Consider the following 15,860-nt stretch of genomic DNA (forward strand, 5'->3'; position numbering starts at 1 on the left):
AGCGGTGCCGCAGAGACGGGAAAGGCCCGCGCCGACCGCGAATGGGCAGGTCGGCGCGGGCCGACGACCAAGGGCAGACACGCGGAGGAGTCGCCTGGCCGGCTCGCGGGTGTGGTCCTACTTCAGGCCGAGCTTGGCTTCGGCACTCACCCAGTTCGTCGCGATGGCCTTCTGCGCCGCGGCGAGGGTGACGCGGCCGCTGCAGATGGCGGTGTGCAGGTGGGTCTCGACCTTGTCCTTGTCGTTGTTCGCCCCGGAGCCGGGCCGGTGGCCCGGGCTCGGCGGCTCGACCCACAGGTTCCTCGGATCGTTGGGGTCACCGCCGAGTTCGAGCGAGACGAGGTGGTCGTACTCCGCATCGTGCAGGCTGCCCGTGAAGCCGTAGGACCGGGCGTTCGCCGTCTTCTCCTTGCCCGTCACCGAGACCGGGGGCCGGATCCGGGACGTGTAGCCGTGCGGATTGCAGATGGTGGACGCAAGAGTCCTCGCGGTGACCTTGGGATTCAGGGCACCGGGCGTGCAGCGACCATCCGGCATCGCCTGCCCCTGATAGTGACGTACGTGGCAGGTGCCCGGCGCCGGCTGCTTCTGCACCGTGTAGTGACTCTGCGGCCCCGGCCCATAAGGCAGGCCCGTCCCAGCAGCCCCAGCGGGACCCGCTCCGAAAACCAGTGCAGCGCCGGCGGCAAGGGCCCCCGCGAGCATGCGTGAGTTGGTCATCAGCTCCCCGTTCTCAAGGCCGGCCCGCGGCAACCCGGGATGGTCTGCCCCGACCTCTACCGGGACCGGCACACGACTGCGACCGGGTGATCACCCGGTCCGGCCAGGAAGCTACCGCCCCGTGAACGAGCACACCAGCCCCTCCTCTTGAGGGCGGGTCACTCGTGCGGCGCTGCCTGTCGCCCTGGCTGGGTGCGGAGGGGGCGGCGGCCGTATCGACCGCGGCCGATCACAAGCGTTAGGTTCCTGAGCGGAGGTTCGAGTGAGGTTACGAGAAACGATCGACAGCGCGGGGATACCCGTGATCGGGCCCGGGTGTCCCGGTGGAGAGGGCATCGTTATGCAGCACGCCACGACCACCTGTGTGGCGGGCCCACTCACGAAGGCAGGAGGAGACCGGTGAGCGACCGCAGCGCGATCGAATGGACGGAAGCAACCTGGAATCCGACGACCGGCTGCGACCGCGTCTCTCCCGGCTGCGACAACTGCTACGCCCTGACCCTGGCCAAGCGGCTGAAGGCGATGGGCGCAGCGAAGTACCAGAACGATGGTGATCCCCGCACCTCCGGGCCAGGGTTCGGCGTCACCCTGCACCCGGAAGCCCTGGACGTCCCCTACGGGTGGAAGAGCCCACGGACGGTGTTCGTGAACTCGATGTCCGACCTGTTCCACGCGCGGGTGCCGCTCGACTACGTGCGCCGCGTCTTCGGCGTGGTCGCCGATACCCCGCAGCACACCTACCAGGTGCTCACCAAGCGGGCCCGGCGTCTGCGGCAACTCGCCCCGAAGCTCGACTGGCCGGACAACCTCTGGATGGGCGTGTCGGTGGAGTCCGAGAAGGAGCTGGCGCGCGTCGATGATCTGCGTGACGTTCCCGCGGCCGTGCGATTCCTGTCTTGTGAGCCGCTCCTGGGACCCCTGCCCGGCTTGAGCCTGGACGGCATCCAGTGGGTTATTGCGGGCGGCGAGTCCGGCCCGGGACACCGCCGGTTGGACGAAGCCTGGGTCACCCAGATCCGTGACACCTGCCAAGGCGCCGGCGTCGCCTTCTTCTTCAAGCAGTGGGGCGGCCGTACCCCGAAGGCTGGCGGCCGTCTCCTGCAGGGCCGTACCTGGGATCAGATGCCGCTGCCCGTTGCGGCCTGACGGCTCTGGTCGTGACGGCTGGGCCCGTTCGGGCCCGGCCACCGTTCACGCCACGAGATTGCCGGGGTGCAGGGTGATCTCCCGGGTCTTCACCCCCACCCCGTTGCTGAGCGTGCGTCCCTGCTGATGCAGCAGATGTACTGCCCTACGTACCACCGGCTCGGTGACCTGTCCGTAGAACGCCCCGAAGACCTCCAGCGTGTGGTCGACCAGTCGGATGGGCCGACGCACCCGTGTCAGCAGCTGCGTCAGGTTCGCGGCGATCTCCGGTACTGCCTTGGCCTCGACCTCTTTCGGGTCCGGACGCGAAACCGAGGCCATGGTGAACAGTGCGTCGTCGGCTTCACGTTCCTCGAGCGTCTCCCACCACGTGGCCCGGGCCCGAGCCACGGTGTCGCCGAAGACCCACAGGCCATACGGACTTCGGGTGGCGAACACCAGCCGGTACACGGCCCGCTTGCGCGGCGAGTGCGACACCGGCACCGACTGCACCAGCATCCCGGTGCGCCGTTCGAGACGGCGCGCGTACTCGGCCGCCACTGCCTCGATCGCGTCCGCGGCCGCGCCGTCGGTGTCGCGTGAGGCCACGGCGTCGGCGAAATACTCCCGCCACCACGAACCGCCGCACACGTCGTCGAACCGCTGCAGCGACCTGTCGTTGCCCCTCGGAGACCGGACGTGCCCGCCCAGCCGCCACACCGCCATCATGCTGAAGTTCATCAGCAACTCGGTCGCCGGCCGCTTCTGTGCGCGCTTGCGCGCGAGGACGTCCACGAGACGGTCTTGCGGCAGCACAAGCCCGCACGGGTCCAAGAAGAGGAACAGCGGCTCCCGGACAGCCCGCTCGACGACCTGGTCCAGGACCCCGTCCACCTCACCGCGGTGAGCGTGCGCCCGCACGCCCTGAGCCAGGTACTGCTGGACGACCTCGTGCAGCCGGTCGAACGACTTGGCCTGCGGCTCGGAGAAGAAGCACTCCAGCGTCAGCCCAGGCCTGCCACGCAGGAACGTAGCGACCCTCAGCGCGATCTCCGCCGACGCTGGATCACCGTTCTCGTAGCGGCCCTCGCCGGCGTACCCGTCCAGATACACCACGCGCCTGTCGTGAGACTGCGTGCCTGTCATCCCGCCGAACTGCGGCAGGTACCGCCTCAGTAACTCATGCTTGAAGACACTGGGCAGCGCCTTGTCCGCCCAATATCCTCCACCCGTTCCCGATGACATCTCGCCCCCCAGCAATGCTCACCTGGTCACAGATGGTGAAGCACGATGCTGTACCCGGCAAGACCGTGCCGTGTACTGCTGGTCCACCGGCGGCCGGTGTCGGAGAACCGGAGCGTGCGGATGGGCTATACAGTCCGGCATGAGCATCGTCGACACGTCCATAGCTGCGGCCTCAGCATTTCTCAGCGGCGCTGCCGCCTTGGCCGCGTGGAGGGCATCCCGCCAGGCCAACGAAGCCGCCACGAAGGCGAACGAAAACGGCCGATACCGTGTGGCGGTCGAGCAGGAGCGCTGGCACAAGGAACTGACGCCCCAGCTTCGAATCAAGCTCCAGGCGGAGCCCCATGAGATGTTGTACGTGCGCTTCGATGGTCCGGCCAAGCTCGGCGAACTCCACGTCGAACTGTGCATCCAGGACGACTTCGATGGGGCCAGGCCGCCCCACGCCGTCGGCGCTCTGACACCCGAGCAGCTAGCAGACGTCGTCTGGGGGCCGTACCACTTCAGGCCTGGAGTCGATGACGCGGACGCGCTGGGACGGGCAGTCCCGGCGTTTCCACTTCTCCCCGGCGGCCGCACTCGGCTCGCCGTCGACCCGTCCCTGAAACCGTCCTGGTACGACGGCGTCGACGGGGAGCAGAGGTGGCGCGACCGCTACCGCACCTCTCCCATCCGCCTGTGGGCAGTCTGTACCACCCCGGACCGCGATCCCTGGCACCTCGCCTTCGCAGTTCCCAGGGACGGCGGCTGGGCCCTGGGCGGCGCCTGACCCAAGACGGGTGTGGGAGAACATCCGCTCGTTCGTCCGGTTCGCCGCAGCAGTTCTGCACCCCGGCTCCCGGCACTATCGAGCACCTCGCGAGGAGCCCACCATTACCGGGACGTCGCCTTTGACCTGTGCAAGGCTGCCTTGGGGGCCTCACGCGGCATGATTCCGGCTCTGCAGTCAGTAGGCCGCTCTGCAAGAGCGTTATAGATCCAGGACAGTCCGCCAAGGTCCAGACGCTGGCGGGTACGGGTGACAGCTACGTAGGCCAGGCGGGCTTCGGCGTCGTCGATCGGCTCGTGGGGCGTCGCGGGGTCGTCCGATCCCTCCTGCTGGTGCTGCTTGGGACGGGCGAAGTCGTCGGCGATCAGGACGCAAGGCCATTCCCGCCCCTTGGCCTTGTGGGCGGTGGAGATGGTGACATGGGCGTCCTGTTCGGGGATGAGCCGGGCGACGGCGGTGAGGATGGCGTCGGTGCCGTGGGCGTCGACGAGGTTGACCAGCGGCTGCAGGTCGCGTCCTGCCGGGTCGTGGGCCGCGTAGTCCTGCAGGTCGCCCCAGCAGGGGAAGAGGATGAGTTCGGGATGGTGGGTGCGGCGTCCTTCTTTCAGGTCGCGGGCTGCCTGGGCCAGGGCGCGCAGCTCCTCTCCCCCACCGGTCAGAGCGACGTGGTGTCCCGCGGCCATGAGCTCCATCACGTGGGCCATGGCGCCGACGTTGGTGCGGCACAGGACGGCGTCTGGGCTGGTGACGGGGCCGATTTCGGTCGGCACGGCGGGGGTGCCGGTGAGTCGGATCGGGGCGTCGGCCAGGTGCAGCCAGCGGTTGGCTTCTTCGGCGAGGCGGGGGCCGAAGCGGAAGGACTGGGACAGGGTGAGATGGGTGCCGTCAAAGCCGGTCATGACGTCTTTGGCGCCGCGCCAGTGGTAGATGGCCTGGGCGGAGTCGCCGACCATGACGAGTTGGGCGTGGCTGCGCTGGCTGAGGAAGATTTGTTCGACGACTGGGTTGGTGTCCTGGGCCTCGTCCAGGAGGAGGAAGTCGGCGTTGAGTGTCGGCTGGGTGAGGGCCCAGATCTTCAGGTAGTGGTCGTGGTCGAAGCGCACGGCACCGTCGTCGGGATGTTGCAGGTCGCACCAGGCCTTGTGGGCGAAGGGCACGATGTGGGCGGCGAGTTCTCGGTGGAGGTCTGTGTCTTCCAGGCCGCGCAGCTTCGGTACGTGGTGGCGGGTGATCTTTTCGTCGGCTGTGTGGCAGAAGCGGGTCACGGTGCGCAAGACGGCGTTGGACAGAGCGCGTTGGGAGACCTCGCGGTTGCCGATGCGGACTGCTTTGGTCAGGTCGAGGGCCTGGCCGGTCTGCCAGGCGGGGCGGCGGGGTGCGTTCAGGCGGCTGGTGTAGCGGTGGCCGACCGCGGCGTAGGCGAGGGCGTGGGCGGTCTTGCACTGGACGGTGTTGGGGAATCGGGCAGTGGCGTCCTGTGCGATGGCGCGGTTGTAGGCGAGGTAGCGGCCGCGGCGTTTGGTGGCGCGGGCGAGCAGGGCAAGGGTGGCGGTCTTGCCGGTGCCGGCGCCGGCCTGCAGGGCCAGGTGGTCTCCGGCGTGGAAGGCATCGGCTGCGGCGGTCTGCTCGTCGGTGGGCTTCATGGGATGGCGTCCTTGGGGGCGTATGAGTGCATGGCTGGCGGCGGCAAGCAGATGGGGTGGTGCGAGCCGGCACTTGGCTCGTTTCCTGGTGGGGGCGGTCATTCTGCTGTTCAGACTGGTCTGCCCGGGCCGGTGCACAGCCGGTTGCATGAGGTGTTCCGGCGGCAGGCCCGTTCTATGGGCCTCAGCTTTGAGGTCGGCGAGGGTGGGGGTGGGAGCCCCACGTCGGACAACCCCTTGTGATCAGCGGCGAGCAACTCCACGCGGCCACGCCTTGCGCCTTGACACGCATTGGGACGTGAGTGGTGGCCGGTTCGTCGGGATGCAGGGCGACCTGGCGCTGGTCGGCGCGCTGATAGCGGTCGAAGCGGCGGGTGCGGCCGACACGTAGCTGGCTGGGGTCGGCAGGGGTGACCCGCGTGGAGCGGGGGTGTCGGTTGCTGCGTGGACTGCCATCCCAGTGACAGCCAGCAGCGGATGAGGTGGGGTGCATGGCGGGCACCGTGCCAGGTGGCGCGCTGACGGGCGCAATGTGTCGGCGTCGATGTCCCACGACCGGCCCAACCGATTCGAACATTTAGGCCGTGGATCGGTCAGGCGTTTGGTGCCGTTTCGTCGGTTCGGGTGATCTGCAACCCGGGAGCACCTCTGCCGGGACGGCGAGAATCAGGAGTTGCTTGCGTCGGGCGGGGCGTGTTCGTCGCAGAGGGTACCGAGCAGCTGCGCGATCGGTACGTCGAAGGTGTGGGCAAGGGTGTGCCAGGTGGTGAGGCTGCCCGTGGTGTGGCCGTGTTCGAGGTCGATGAGGGTGCGTCTGGCCAGGCCGCTGCGTTCGGCGAGTTCGTCGAAGGTCCAGCCGCGCTCGCTCCTCAGCCGCGCGAGTTTTACGCGCAGGGCGGTGAGGTTGGGGTCGGGCGGCAAGATCGTCACTCCACCATCCGACGGTGCAGACCCCTGCCCTGTCAGTGCAGACTTCTGCACTACTTGTCGGGATTGGAGTGACATTCGCGGTGCAGAGATCCGCACTACGGTGCGGTCGTCTTCAGCTACTGCTGCCGGGGACCCCTGACATCGCTGCATGGCCAGACGGGAGGACGACCAGCCGATGAGGCTTGCCGGCGCGCATTCGGCGGTGCGGCGCATCTGGACTGTGGAGCTGCGTCCGGGAACGGGTGGGCTGTCACTCGTCTGCGCGCACTGCAATCCACGCATCCCTGCACTTGAGGCTTCCTCCGCGCGTACTGCGGCCCTGGAACATCTGGCCGGTCATGCCCGGCGGGGCGTGCTGCCCGGGCACCTGCGCACCTGTCAGTGCCAGGAGCGCGGATGCATCTGGCATCCGCGGCGTCGCGGCTGCGCCGGTCCGGTACTTCTCGCTCTCACCCGCGATCGCAGCGCTCGTACCTGGCGACTGGCAGACACCTGCGCGGCGTGCGCGGCGGCCACGACCAACACCGCAGTCGTGCCGGACACCCTGATCGGCGCCCGGCAGTCAGCCGCTCCCCGTCGTGCCGCGGCACCCCGCTCCCACCATGACGAGCACCGGCGAGTGCGGGAAATGCTCACCTACCTCGCGGCGGCCCTGCCTCAGATCACTTCCCCCGCTGCGCGGCTGCTCGCCGTGCAATGCAGCCTGCGCTGCGACGCCCAGGGCCGCGTACGTCTACCCGCAGGGCTGCTGCGCGGCATGCGCCTGTACCAGCGCGGGGAGCTGTGGGAAGAACTAGCCGACGCCGCCTGGCTGCGCCTGCCCGGCAGCAGACCACCGCACAACGAGGCGTGGCTGCGCGATGCCGCCGTTCTGGACCAGGCCCCCGGGCGCAGCGCTCGCCGCCGAGCTGCCCACTGGGCCCTGCGCCCCACTCCGTTGCTGTGGCCTACCGCAGCGCCCCCCGCGCTGCGACTGGCTGCCCTGGCCTTGGCTGTACATGGCGTCGCGCCCGCGCGGGACCAGGCCGACATGGACACGCTGTCCCGCCTGTGCGGGCACTCGCCCCACCAGTTGGGAGAACTCTTCGACCGGCTGCTAGTCACAAACACTTTGAGCGCCTGCTATTACAACCGTGAATCCGGCGTAGTGCGATGGCAACTGCCCCTGCATCTGGGCCAGGAGTGAATTCGGCGGCCTCCGGCGCACAGCAGTCATCGGTGGAAGCTGTCACAGTGACCGTGCTGGAAAATCCTTACTCTCCCGGAGGGCAACCAACGTCGCTCGTCCGTACGATCTTCTCCATTTGATATCTGTAGTGCGGGTGACGCACGTGGGCTCACCCGCAGCGCACCCGGCATCCATCAGCCGATGAACTACGCCACGGCCGCGAACCCAGGAGGCCAGCATCATGTCCGAGACCACAGCTCCCACCACTGAACTGACATCGCAATACATCACCCAAGTGACCGGTGATCTCGAGCGCAACGTCAAAGAGCAGGAGCGTGTCGGCGCCGAAATTGTAGCCCTGCAAGAACAGTTGACCGCACTGCAGCGCGACCATGCCGTCCTGGTCAACGTGCACCAGGCGCTGAGACTCGCGCCCGCGCCCGCGAAGCCTACGGACCCCAGCCCCAGCGCCACCGTTCCGGCTCCGCGCACCAAGGCAGCTGCCAAGTCCGGCACACGCAAGCGGTCACAGGCCAAGAATCCGTCTGGAACCACGGACCGCTCAGCTTCCCGGAAGCGGGGTCCCGGGAAGCCGTCTGCGCCCGCGACGACGGCGCGGCCCACCCTGGTCCACCTCGTGCGGGAACACCTCGCCGAGCAGAGCGAGCCACGCTCCGTGGCAGAGATCGCGGAGACGCTCCAGCAGACTCACCCCGACCGGGGCATCCAGACCACCCCCGTACGCACCACCCTGGAAAATCTTGTCGCCAAGAGCCTTGCGCAGCGCAGCAAGCAAGGCTCCTCGGTCTTCTACACCGCTTCCAGCTCGGCGGAGGCGACGGCGGCCTCTGGCGAGGCCCGGCCCGAAGCATCCAGCTGAACCGCGTGTCGGGCGCCTACGAGGTCCTGCTTGGACGGCTAGGTGCCCTCAGACCGACATCACGATTCAACTTCAGTAGCTGCCTCCTGCCGCGTGATGCGCGGGGCCGGACCGGCAGGGACCAGTCACCGCGGGCGCCACGTGCGCACCTCAAGGTGGTTGATCTGGGCGTCGACACGGATGCGTCCGGTCTCGACCAGCCACTGATGCACCGCCGCGGTGACATCGCCGCCGGCTTCGTCCACGCGACGGGCGAAGTCGGCGGCGTCGAAGCCGCCGGTCTGGGCGGAGCCGTAGGAGCGTTCTTCGGTGTGGTCGGCGCGCTGGATGACGTCGCGGCGGATGCCGGGTGAGTCCGTGCGGCTGCCCGAGGGGTGCACGTAGGCGGTCTTGGCGAGGCGGACGGTGAAGGCCAGTCGCAAGCCCTGGCGGGCGGCTTCGGCGATCAGGGGGCGCAGGCGGGCGGAGCCGGAGGCGATGGCCTGGTGGCCGACACGGCCGGTGCCGGTTCCGGTGGGGGTGATCAGGACAGCTTTGGTGCGGACCCTGGCGCGTGCGCCGGATGCGGTGGTGCGGCGGGTGATGTGGCGGGCGGCGATGGCGGCGAGTTCGGGCAGGTCGGTGATGCCGCCGGCCTCCACTGCGGTGAGGACTTCGCGGAGGGCGGGGACGAAGGCTGCGCCTTTGTTGCGGGTGTAGAACTGCGAGACGAGGGAGGGGTCGCGGTTGATGATGCGGGCGATGTCTCGCTTGTTGTAGCCAGCGGTCTGGAGTCGCTCGGCGATCTGTGCCGCCTCGTTCAACTCTCTTTCGTTTCGGAGCCGGTTGCGGCGTGAGCGGGGCGGCATCAGGCCTCCTGGCCGGTGCTGGTGAGGGTGGCTCGTCCGGCGTCTCGGAGGGTGAGGAGTTCTTCCTCGGTGGTGGGTGCGGTGACGGGGCCGGCGAGGTGGCCGCGCAGGAGGTAGTCGCCGGGCTGGTGATGGTAGGGCCAGTTCTGCGGCTGGGTGAGGTAGAGGGCGTCGGTGCGGAAGGCGATGACGCTGCCGGGCGGGGTGTGCAGGGCGCCTGCGTGGGTTCCCTCGTCTCGGTGGCGTTGGGTGAGCAGCGCGGCTCGGGCGCCTGACCAGATGGCGGCGGCCCATTCGGGGTGGGCGTTGGGGTCGCGGCTGAACCCGGTGGGCTTCTGCCAGGTGATCAGCTGGTCGTTGAAGCCGATGATTTCGGCGTCTGGGGGTACGTCGCGTTCGGCGGTGCGGGGGGTGGTGCCGGTGACCATGCGGGGGCGCTGGGCGAAGGAGCCGATGCCGTACAGGAGGATGGAGCGCACAGCGCGGGAGGCGAGGTGGGCGGCCCTTGCTTGCTGGGCGTCGCCCTGGAAGTGGGCCTGGGCGGAGAGGTTGGTCCAGGTCTCTTTGAGTTTTTTGGCCCAGTCGTCGAGGGGTTTGCCGTCTTCCCAGAGGATGCCGTCGAGGATTTCGATCTTCCACGGCGTGAACGGGTTGGTCAGAGTGGTGTGGAGTTCGGGGCCGCCGGCCCAGGTGGTGAAAGTGGTGCCGGGTGTTGCCGGGTAGTGCCAGGCGCGGTCGCCGGGTGCGGGGGCGGGCAGGAGACCGACGTGGTTCCAGGTGTCGGGGACTGTCACGCGGACCTGCCAGTGTCCGCATCCGTACAGGGCCCGCATCTGCTCCTTTTCGCTCCAGGTGGCGAAGGTGGTGGCGGTGATGCGGCGGGGGGTGCCGACCGGGGACTTCCAGGTGTGCTTGGCGTAGGCAAAGGTGCGGTCGTATTCGACGAGCTGGGGCAGCTGCTCCGCAACGCGGGGTGGGGTGAGCAGTTCGTTGCGGCCCTGGCCCGCGGTGGCGTGCAGCAGGCTGCGCAGCTCTTGTGACAGGACGGGGAAGCCTTCGGCGTGCTGGCCGCGCTGCGGGATGGTGCGGGTCCACAGGTCCCGGCCTGTCTGTGAGGGAGAGCCCATGATGACGGCGTCGGGCCAGTGGCGGCGCAGGGCCTGCCACAGGAGCACGAACGCGTCGCGGATGACGTGCGGGTCGTCGCCGTCGACGTCGAACCACTCCCCCACCGAGCGGATCTCGACGTGGACGTCGCTGCTCTCGCGCTGGTAGCGGCCGACGGGGTTTCGGGCGTGGACGAAGTGCCCGGCCATGCGGTCGCGGCCGCGGCCGGTGTCGGTGCGCCAGCCCGGGATGGGGGCGTTGAGCCAGGCGGCGACGGCGTCACGCAGGTAGGGGTGGCGGTCGGTGTCGCGGTGCCAGGGGTCTCCGGCGGTGATGTAGATCCGCTCCACGCCCTCCGGGACGGTGTGGAAGACGGCGGTGAGGATGTCCGCGGCCGACCTGCTGCCGAGGTCGAGGTGGTGAGTCTGCTGGCGATGGACCAGGATCCCGGTGGTGGTGTCCAGGAAGACGGTGGAGCGGGCCTGCTGAGTGAAGTTGGGACGGGTGGAAGCCAGGCCCTGGGTGTGGGTGAACCATGCGTCACCCGCCTCGCTCCCGGGGATGGAGGGCAGCGTCCGCGACGTGTCCGGCTCATCCGAGGCAGCCGGGGCGGGGTCGGGGCTGTCGGCGGGGTCGGGGCTGTCGGCGGGGTCGGGCTGCGGCTGAACGGAGCACATAGTCGGGGCTTGTGCTGTGCGCTGCGTGGCGGCCTCGGGCTCGGTGTCCTTGACGGGTGGGGTTGCGGCGGGAGTGGGCTGCTTCGAGGCGCCGATATCCTCGGCGAGGCTGTCGGGGGCCAGGGCGGGAGCGAGGGAGACGATGTCGGCCACGCTCAGTCCAGCTGCCGGAGCGATGCGATCCGCTTTCGCCTTGGTGTAGGCGGCGAGCTGGGCGATCTTCTGGTCCCGACCGGCCTCCAGCCCTGCCAGTTTCTTGCGGATCTTCCTGATCTCGTCCCGCACGGTGCGCAGTTCGGCGAGCGCGGCGTTGTAGCTGTGTGCGTCCATCGGGAGATCCTTGTCCGGGTGGGCGGCTCAGGCGGCGTTGGTCGTGGGAACGTAGGCGACGGCCCCGCCGGAGTGGGAGGCGAGCCGGGCACCCAGCAGGAGTTCGGCGAGGTGCCGGTCGTCGCCGTTGCTGGAGGTTAGGGCGATCCGAGGTGTGGCGAGGTCGGTGACGTAGCCGGCCAGGCGGGCGTCGGGGAAGGCGTGCCGGCCGTCGCCGTTCTTCTCCCAGCGTTCCAGGCCCGTCAGGACGGCTACGACGTAGCCGGCCAGGGTCACGGGCAGCACTCCCCCGGCGGCGACGCTTGCCGCATCACACCGCCACCAGCCACGGAGCGCCTTGAGGAGATCATCGGGTGCAAGGGTGGCGGCGAAACCGATCCATTCACGATCCAACTCCTCGGCCGGCTGTGCCGTGTCGACCCTGAGAACAGCGATCTCGTCGGTGCTCAGCTTCTCCAGTCGTGCGGGCCGGCGGGTGCTGAGGGCCTGAACGACTGGGAGCGGGATCATCACACGCACGCCGCGGTGGGACAGGCCGGGCAGGAGGTCGGCCTGTACCAGACGACGGAAGGTTGTGACGGCGCAGCCCAGTTCCTGAGCCGCCTGCCCCGTGGTGAGCAGCATTCCATCCCCTCCGCCTGTCCGAACTCTGATATTAGATCAGGCATGTATCCTAGGGTCGTACGCGCGAAGCGGTCAACGACCACACCGGCACTCCACGCAATGCGAATTCGAGCAGCGACGCCATCGATCCCACATGCCCCTTGCCGACTGGGCTCTGTACGGAAGGCCTGTGAGTGATGTCCGCCGCGGTTCGAGCTTCGGACTGCAGCCGCTCGCCGGAAGGGAGCGGGATGAGGCCGCCGCCGAGGGCTGGCGCCTAGCGTCCGAGGCAGCGACAGGGACCGCGCTTGCGTCAAGGTCGCACGCTGCAGGCTGGACGCGCTGAGGCAGGCAGACAGACCACGGTCCCGAGCTTTGAGCATTCGGATAGCTGCTGAGCAGCGCACGGCGGAGAAAGCGAGGGCGCGGCACCCACGGGGGAAGGCGCCGCACCCACGCTCCGACGATAGCGATCCGTCCTCCTTCAGCGCGGCACATACCGGCCACGGCCCTGGTGTCGTCGCCCTGAGGCGGGGAGCAACAGGAAGCGCTCGCTTCTCCACACCCCAGCGCAGCCATGCGTTGCCCAGCGCGGCGAGACCTGCATCGGGCAGCGAATTGCCTGACTGGCGGCGTGAGCCGACCGTGCTGACAGGCGCGGCCGGTTCTATCGGTAGAAGACGGCTACGCCGCCGTGATGCGAGCAGGCTCCCTGATGGTGTGCGGCGTAGGAGTAGGTCCCGTCATTACACATCGCCGTGGCGCCGCCCGCCGCGTCACTGGAACCGCCCGAAGAGCTCGAGCCCTCGCTTCCCGAAGTCCCGCCCGACGACGTACCGCCGTCGGCCCCCGAGCCCGACGGCGCGTACGCAGTGACGGTCACCTTGACCTTCACGGTCTTCGTTACCGTCGGACCAGGCTCCGGCGCAGCGGTCTGCGTGGCTGTGGCGGTCGCGGTGACCGTGGCAGCCGGCTGCACCTTCTCGACTGCCGGCTTCGCGTCCGTGCCATTGCTCGCGTTGCCCTGCCCCCCGGCACCGGCGCCAATGCCGAGGAAGAAGGCGAAGCCGATCGTCGGGAGCACGTACCGCTTGCGCGCCCACTTCGGAGCCGGTCTCGCAGGTGGCTGCGGCGGCATGGTGTACGGATTCCTCATGGTCCCCCCTGGGCGTATTTGAAAGCACTGACCGTAGCGTCAGCAGTGACACCTGATACGTCGCTTCGATGTAGCAGTCACCTATTCGTGACACATGCCAGTGCCCGTGCCCGCCCCGCTGTCGACCGCCGCGTGAAGGCGGCCTGACAGCTGGCCGAGCACTCAGCATGCAGTGAGAAGCCGAGCAAGGATGCCGACGGGGTCGTGCAATATCCGGGCGCCGTCCGCAACGACGCGCTGCGTCCCAGGGTCGACCGGATCCGTCCGTGCCCACTCCGGGGACCCGATACCCATCTCGACCTCCAAGCCGGAGGCCCTCAGATAGCGCCGCTCTGACATCGGCCCCCAAGACCGCGTACGGATCAGCCCGCCCAGCCCGATTTCCAGCGCCCAGGCATCCTCGCCCAGGTACTCGCGCGGGTTCCTGGTGAGCAGAACGATGTCAACGTCGGAGTCCGGGCGCGCGGCACCGCGGGCACAGGACCCGACCAGGAGCACGCCGGCGATGTCACGGCGATCCCTCGCCCAGCCAGCCACCCTCCCGACCACTGCATCGATCTCCGCGCTTCGTTCCGGCGCCACGCCGGCCTGATGATGCACAGGATCGCCGTCAGAAAGCATGTGAAGTCTCCTTGCCGCGCCCGGGCGGATCTGACTACGACAGCTTCCCCCTCCTGGAATGGAGATTCGCAGGTGGTCACGCCAGCGCGCTACCGAAACAGTTCGGCGCAGCCGCACTGTAGGACAGGGCGATGGCCACCCAGAGGCCGGCGAAGGGCGCAGCCGAGGAAGTGCTGGTTCGAGGCCCCGCGGTCGCGTAACCCCGATGTCGGTGGTCCCGCGCGGCGTGCGAACGGAACGCGGGACCACCACGTCCCACCGTCCTGTAGAGCGAGACAAGGCCAACGTATGAGCAGCCATCAGATAGCGCACACTCAGGGCCCCGCACGAGTGAGCTGCCGCCCGATAGTCCGCCACCGCTTCGCCTCTCGATCGCCAGAGCGCAGGAGGCACGGCGAAGTGGCGCGTCCGCTGATGGTCCGATTCGGTGAACCGTTCCGCACACTCCGCCGCTTTGGGAGCCGCATCGGTCGGTCCCCCGAAGCTGGCATGGAGGTACTGGCTCGGCACCCGGCTCTGAACTCCTTGGGAGGAGGCTCCTGGGCGCTGCCCGAATGTATGGGTGACGAGCCGAGGTGAGTCTCATACTGAGCAGATGCATCGCATCGGGGGGTTTGCCGTCGAGCGCACGCTCGGCGAGGGCGGTATGGGGACGGTCTTCCTGGCGCGGACGCGTGGGGGACGCGCGGTGGCAGTAAAGGTGGCCAAGCCAGAACTCGCTGCGGACCCCCTCTTTCGTGAGCGCTTTCGCGCGGAGGTGGCAGCGGCACGCACCGTGGGCGGCTTTCACACGGCACCTGTGGTCGAAGCCGACGTCGACGGTAATCCGCCCTGGCTGGCCACGGCCTACATCCCCGGCCCGACCCTCGCCGAACAGTTGGCCACGTGGGGGCCGATGAGTGAGCCGCAGTTGCGCATCCTCGCCGCGGCACTCGCCGAAGCCTTGGCGTCCGTTCACGCCTGCGGCCTGGTCCATCGAGATCTCAAGCCAGGCAACATCATCATGGCTGGCGACGGCCCGCGCGTGCTCGACTTCGGCATCGCCCGAGCCTTGGAGACATCACGGCTTACCGCGACCGGCACAGCCTTCGGCACCCCTGGCTACCTCTCCCCCGAACAAGCCCTGGGACAGGACGTAACCGGGGCCAGCGATGTATTCGCACTGGGCTCCGTACTGGTCGCTGCCGCCGGCGGCAGTGCTTGGGGAGAAGGCAACTCCATGGCACTGATGTACCGATCAGTTCATGAAAGCCCTGACCTCACCGCAGTGCCTCCCGGCCTGCGCCACCTGATATCAGCTTGCCTGCACAAGGACCCAGCAGCCCGCCCCACGCCCAATGCCCTACTCGACGCAATCGCAGGGCGCGAACACCACAAGCCAGGCGGACCTACACCGACACTCGCAGCCCCAACACCGCCCACCCCACCGGCCTACCCACCGACACAGCCTGCACGCCCGCCGGCCCTCCCGTCAGCATCGGCGACACCGCAACCCGAGCAGCTCGTCATCGGTGACCTGTCAGCGAGCCTGACCGCAGACAGCAACGGAATCACCCTGCGAGTTGACGCAGATGAAGCGGACTTCGAATGGCCCGAAATCTCCGCCATCACCTGCTCCCCCGACCATCGAGGACGCTTCACCGCCACCGTCCACCTACACGACGGCACCTCCTACCCCTGTGAACTCAACGCCCGGCGCACGAATCTGCGCAATGAATGGATCAACCAGCTCCACCACATCGTCAGCTGCTACCTCCCCCGCTGACAGGACCAAAAAAGCATGTGGCCGCACCCAGACGAAGAACACAACGCCCCTGCCGCTCCGGCTCGATCCTCGAAATCGAAGGGACGGTTCAGCGTGCGGTGACGGGGTCTGCCGCGTGGCCTGGGAACCGCCAAGCAGCACCCCTTCGGCATCCCGCTCCGCTTCCCCCAGTCATGGGTGGGGTTCGCCTGGCACCCTCGCCACGACGCTGACTCTGCTCACGCCTGGCTGCGCGGCCCAGCGGCTCGTCGCCAACCGGCTGCTGTGGGAAGG

General features: G+C 68.5%; 14 protein-coding genes and 1 pseudogene. 6 read left to right on the forward strand and 9 right to left on the reverse strand.

Annotation, left to right across the window (positions count from 1 at the left end; genetic code table 11):
• Window positions 1-117: 117 nt before the first annotated feature.
• Window positions 118-537 (reverse strand): hypothetical protein, encoded by a 420-nt coding sequence (locus tag P3H78_RS15785; protein ID WP_438827975.1) that lies wholly within the window; start codon window positions 535-537, stop codon window positions 118-120.
• A 582-nt stretch (window positions 538-1,119) separates the two neighbouring features.
• Here P3H78_RS15785 and P3H78_RS15790 point away from each other — a divergent pair.
• Window positions 1,120-1,866 (forward strand): DUF5131 family protein, encoded by a 747-nt coding sequence (locus P3H78_RS15790; RefSeq protein WP_276109620.1) that lies wholly within the window; start codon window positions 1,120-1,122, stop codon window positions 1,864-1,866.
• 45 nt (window positions 1,867-1,911) lie between these two features.
• Here the strand turns inward: P3H78_RS15790 and tcmP are convergent, their stop codons facing one another.
• Window positions 1,912-3,090: a three-Cys-motif partner protein TcmP gene (gene tcmP / locus P3H78_RS15795; protein ID WP_276109621.1), complete on the reverse strand. Its 1,179-nt coding sequence runs from the start codon at window positions 3,088-3,090 to the stop codon at window positions 1,912-1,914.
• Between the two features lie 139 nt (window positions 3,091-3,229).
• Here tcmP and P3H78_RS15800 point away from each other — a divergent pair, with 139 nt between their 5' ends.
• Window positions 3,230-3,859, forward strand: a complete 630-nt coding sequence (locus tag P3H78_RS15800) for a hypothetical protein (RefSeq protein ID WP_276109622.1) — start codon at window positions 3,230-3,232, stop codon at window positions 3,857-3,859.
• A 104-nt stretch (window positions 3,860-3,963) separates the two neighbouring features.
• Here the strand turns inward: P3H78_RS15800 and P3H78_RS15805 are convergent, their stop codons facing one another.
• Together P3H78_RS15805 and P3H78_RS15810 are read right to left on the reverse strand one after the other, a co-directional pair.
• Entirely contained in the window at window positions 3,964-5,502 is a 1,539-nt protein-coding gene (locus P3H78_RS15805) for a UvrD-helicase domain-containing protein (RefSeq protein WP_276109623.1), read from the reverse strand.
• A gap of 666 nt (window positions 5,503-6,168) precedes the next feature.
• On the reverse strand, window positions 6,169-6,432 hold the full coding sequence (locus P3H78_RS15810; RefSeq protein ID WP_276109624.1) for a helix-turn-helix transcriptional regulator: 264 nt from the start codon (window positions 6,430-6,432) through the stop codon (window positions 6,169-6,171).
• A gap of 148 nt (window positions 6,433-6,580) precedes the next feature.
• Between P3H78_RS15810 and P3H78_RS15815 the strand changes: the two genes are divergently transcribed.
• Entirely contained in the window at window positions 6,581-7,618 is a 1,038-nt protein-coding gene (locus P3H78_RS15815) for a hypothetical protein (protein ID WP_276109625.1), read from the forward strand.
• Window positions 7,619-7,841: 223 nt separating this feature from the next.
• Window positions 7,842-8,480 carry a BlaI/MecI/CopY family transcriptional regulator gene (locus P3H78_RS15820; RefSeq protein ID WP_276109626.1) on the forward strand — a complete coding sequence of 213 codons (639 nt, stop codon included), beginning with the start codon at window positions 7,842-7,844 and terminating at the stop codon, window positions 8,478-8,480.
• A 125-nt stretch (window positions 8,481-8,605) separates the two neighbouring features.
• On the opposite strand, the gene P3H78_RS15825 is transcribed toward P3H78_RS15820, so the two are convergent.
• From P3H78_RS15825 to P3H78_RS15845, 5 genes are all read right to left on the reverse strand, one after another.
• Window positions 8,606-9,328 carry a helix-turn-helix domain containing protein gene (locus P3H78_RS15825; protein ID WP_276109627.1) on the reverse strand — a complete coding sequence of 241 codons (723 nt, stop codon included), beginning with the start codon at window positions 9,326-9,328 and terminating at the stop codon, window positions 8,606-8,608.
• Window positions 9,328-11,442 carry a coiled-coil domain-containing protein gene (locus P3H78_RS15830; RefSeq protein WP_276109628.1) on the reverse strand — a complete coding sequence of 705 codons (2,115 nt, stop codon included), beginning with the start codon at window positions 11,440-11,442 and terminating at the stop codon, window positions 9,328-9,330. The genes P3H78_RS15825 and P3H78_RS15830 overlap by 1 nt, the downstream gene beginning before the upstream one ends.
• A gap of 27 nt (window positions 11,443-11,469) precedes the next feature.
• Entirely contained in the window at window positions 11,470-12,066 is a 597-nt protein-coding gene (locus P3H78_RS15835) for a DNA-binding protein (RefSeq protein WP_276109629.1), read from the reverse strand.
• Between the two features lie 646 nt (window positions 12,067-12,712).
• Window positions 12,713-13,201 (reverse strand): DUF3761 domain-containing protein, encoded by a 489-nt coding sequence (locus P3H78_RS15840; RefSeq protein WP_276109630.1) that lies wholly within the window; start codon window positions 13,199-13,201, stop codon window positions 12,713-12,715.
• A gap of 162 nt (window positions 13,202-13,363) precedes the next feature.
• A complete protein-coding gene (locus P3H78_RS15845) occupies window positions 13,364-13,822 on the reverse strand; it encodes a nucleotidyltransferase domain-containing protein (protein WP_276109631.1) in 459 nt (152 codons plus the stop codon).
• 595 nt (window positions 13,823-14,417) lie between these two features.
• Here P3H78_RS15845 and P3H78_RS15850 point away from each other — a divergent pair.
• Together P3H78_RS15850 and P3H78_RS33525 are read left to right on the forward strand one after the other, a co-directional pair.
• Window positions 14,418-15,587 carry a serine/threonine-protein kinase gene (locus P3H78_RS15850; protein ID WP_276109632.1) on the forward strand — a complete coding sequence of 390 codons (1,170 nt, stop codon included), beginning with the start codon at window positions 14,418-14,420 and terminating at the stop codon, window positions 15,585-15,587.
• 144 nt (window positions 15,588-15,731) lie between these two features.
• A pseudogene (locus P3H78_RS33525) lies at window positions 15,732-15,824 on the forward strand (LysR family transcriptional regulator); the annotation flags it as partial.
• Between the last annotated feature and the right edge of the window lie 36 nt (window positions 15,825-15,860).

The organism is Streptomyces tropicalis, assembly GCF_029269835.1.
Classification (GTDB): domain Bacteria; phylum Actinomycetota; class Actinomycetes; order Streptomycetales; family Streptomycetaceae; genus Streptomyces; species Streptomyces tropicalis.

What these genes read in the sequence shown, in the direction of transcription:
- P3H78_RS15785 (WP_438827975.1), bottom strand. Translation starts at nt 537, where the DNA reads ATGCCGGATGGTCGCTGCACGCCCGGTGCCCTGAATCCCAAGGTCACC.
- tcmP (WP_276109621.1), bottom strand. Translation starts at nt 3,090, where the DNA reads ATGTCATCGGGAACGGGTGGAGGATATTGGGCGGACAAGGCGCTGCCC.
- P3H78_RS15800 (WP_276109622.1), top strand. Translation starts at nt 3,230, where the DNA reads ATGAGCATCGTCGACACGTCCATAGCTGCGGCCTCAGCATTTCTCAGC.
- P3H78_RS15805 (WP_276109623.1), bottom strand. Translation starts at nt 5,502, where the DNA reads ATGAAGCCCACCGACGAGCAGACCGCCGCAGCCGATGCCTTCCACGCC.
- P3H78_RS15815 (WP_276109625.1), top strand. Translation starts at nt 6,581, where the DNA reads ATGGCCAGACGGGAGGACGACCAGCCGATGAGGCTTGCCGGCGCGCAT.
- P3H78_RS15820 (WP_276109626.1), top strand. Translation starts at nt 7,842, where the DNA reads ATGTCCGAGACCACAGCTCCCACCACTGAACTGACATCGCAATACATC.
- P3H78_RS15825 (WP_276109627.1), bottom strand. Translation starts at nt 9,328, where the DNA reads ATGCCGCCCCGCTCACGCCGCAACCGGCTCCGAAACGAAAGAGAGTTG.
- P3H78_RS15830 (WP_276109628.1), bottom strand. Translation starts at nt 11,442, where the DNA reads ATGGACGCACACAGCTACAACGCCGCGCTCGCCGAACTGCGCACCGTG.
- P3H78_RS15835 (WP_276109629.1), bottom strand. Translation starts at nt 12,066, where the DNA reads ATGCTGCTCACCACGGGGCAGGCGGCTCAGGAACTGGGCTGCGCCGTC.
- P3H78_RS15840 (WP_276109630.1), bottom strand. Translation starts at nt 13,201, where the DNA reads ATGAGGAATCCGTACACCATGCCGCCGCAGCCACCTGCGAGACCGGCT.
- P3H78_RS15845 (WP_276109631.1), bottom strand. Translation starts at nt 13,822, where the DNA reads ATGCTTTCTGACGGCGATCCTGTGCATCATCAGGCCGGCGTGGCGCCG.
- P3H78_RS15850 (WP_276109632.1), top strand. Translation starts at nt 14,418, where the DNA reads ATGCATCGCATCGGGGGGTTTGCCGTCGAGCGCACGCTCGGCGAGGGC.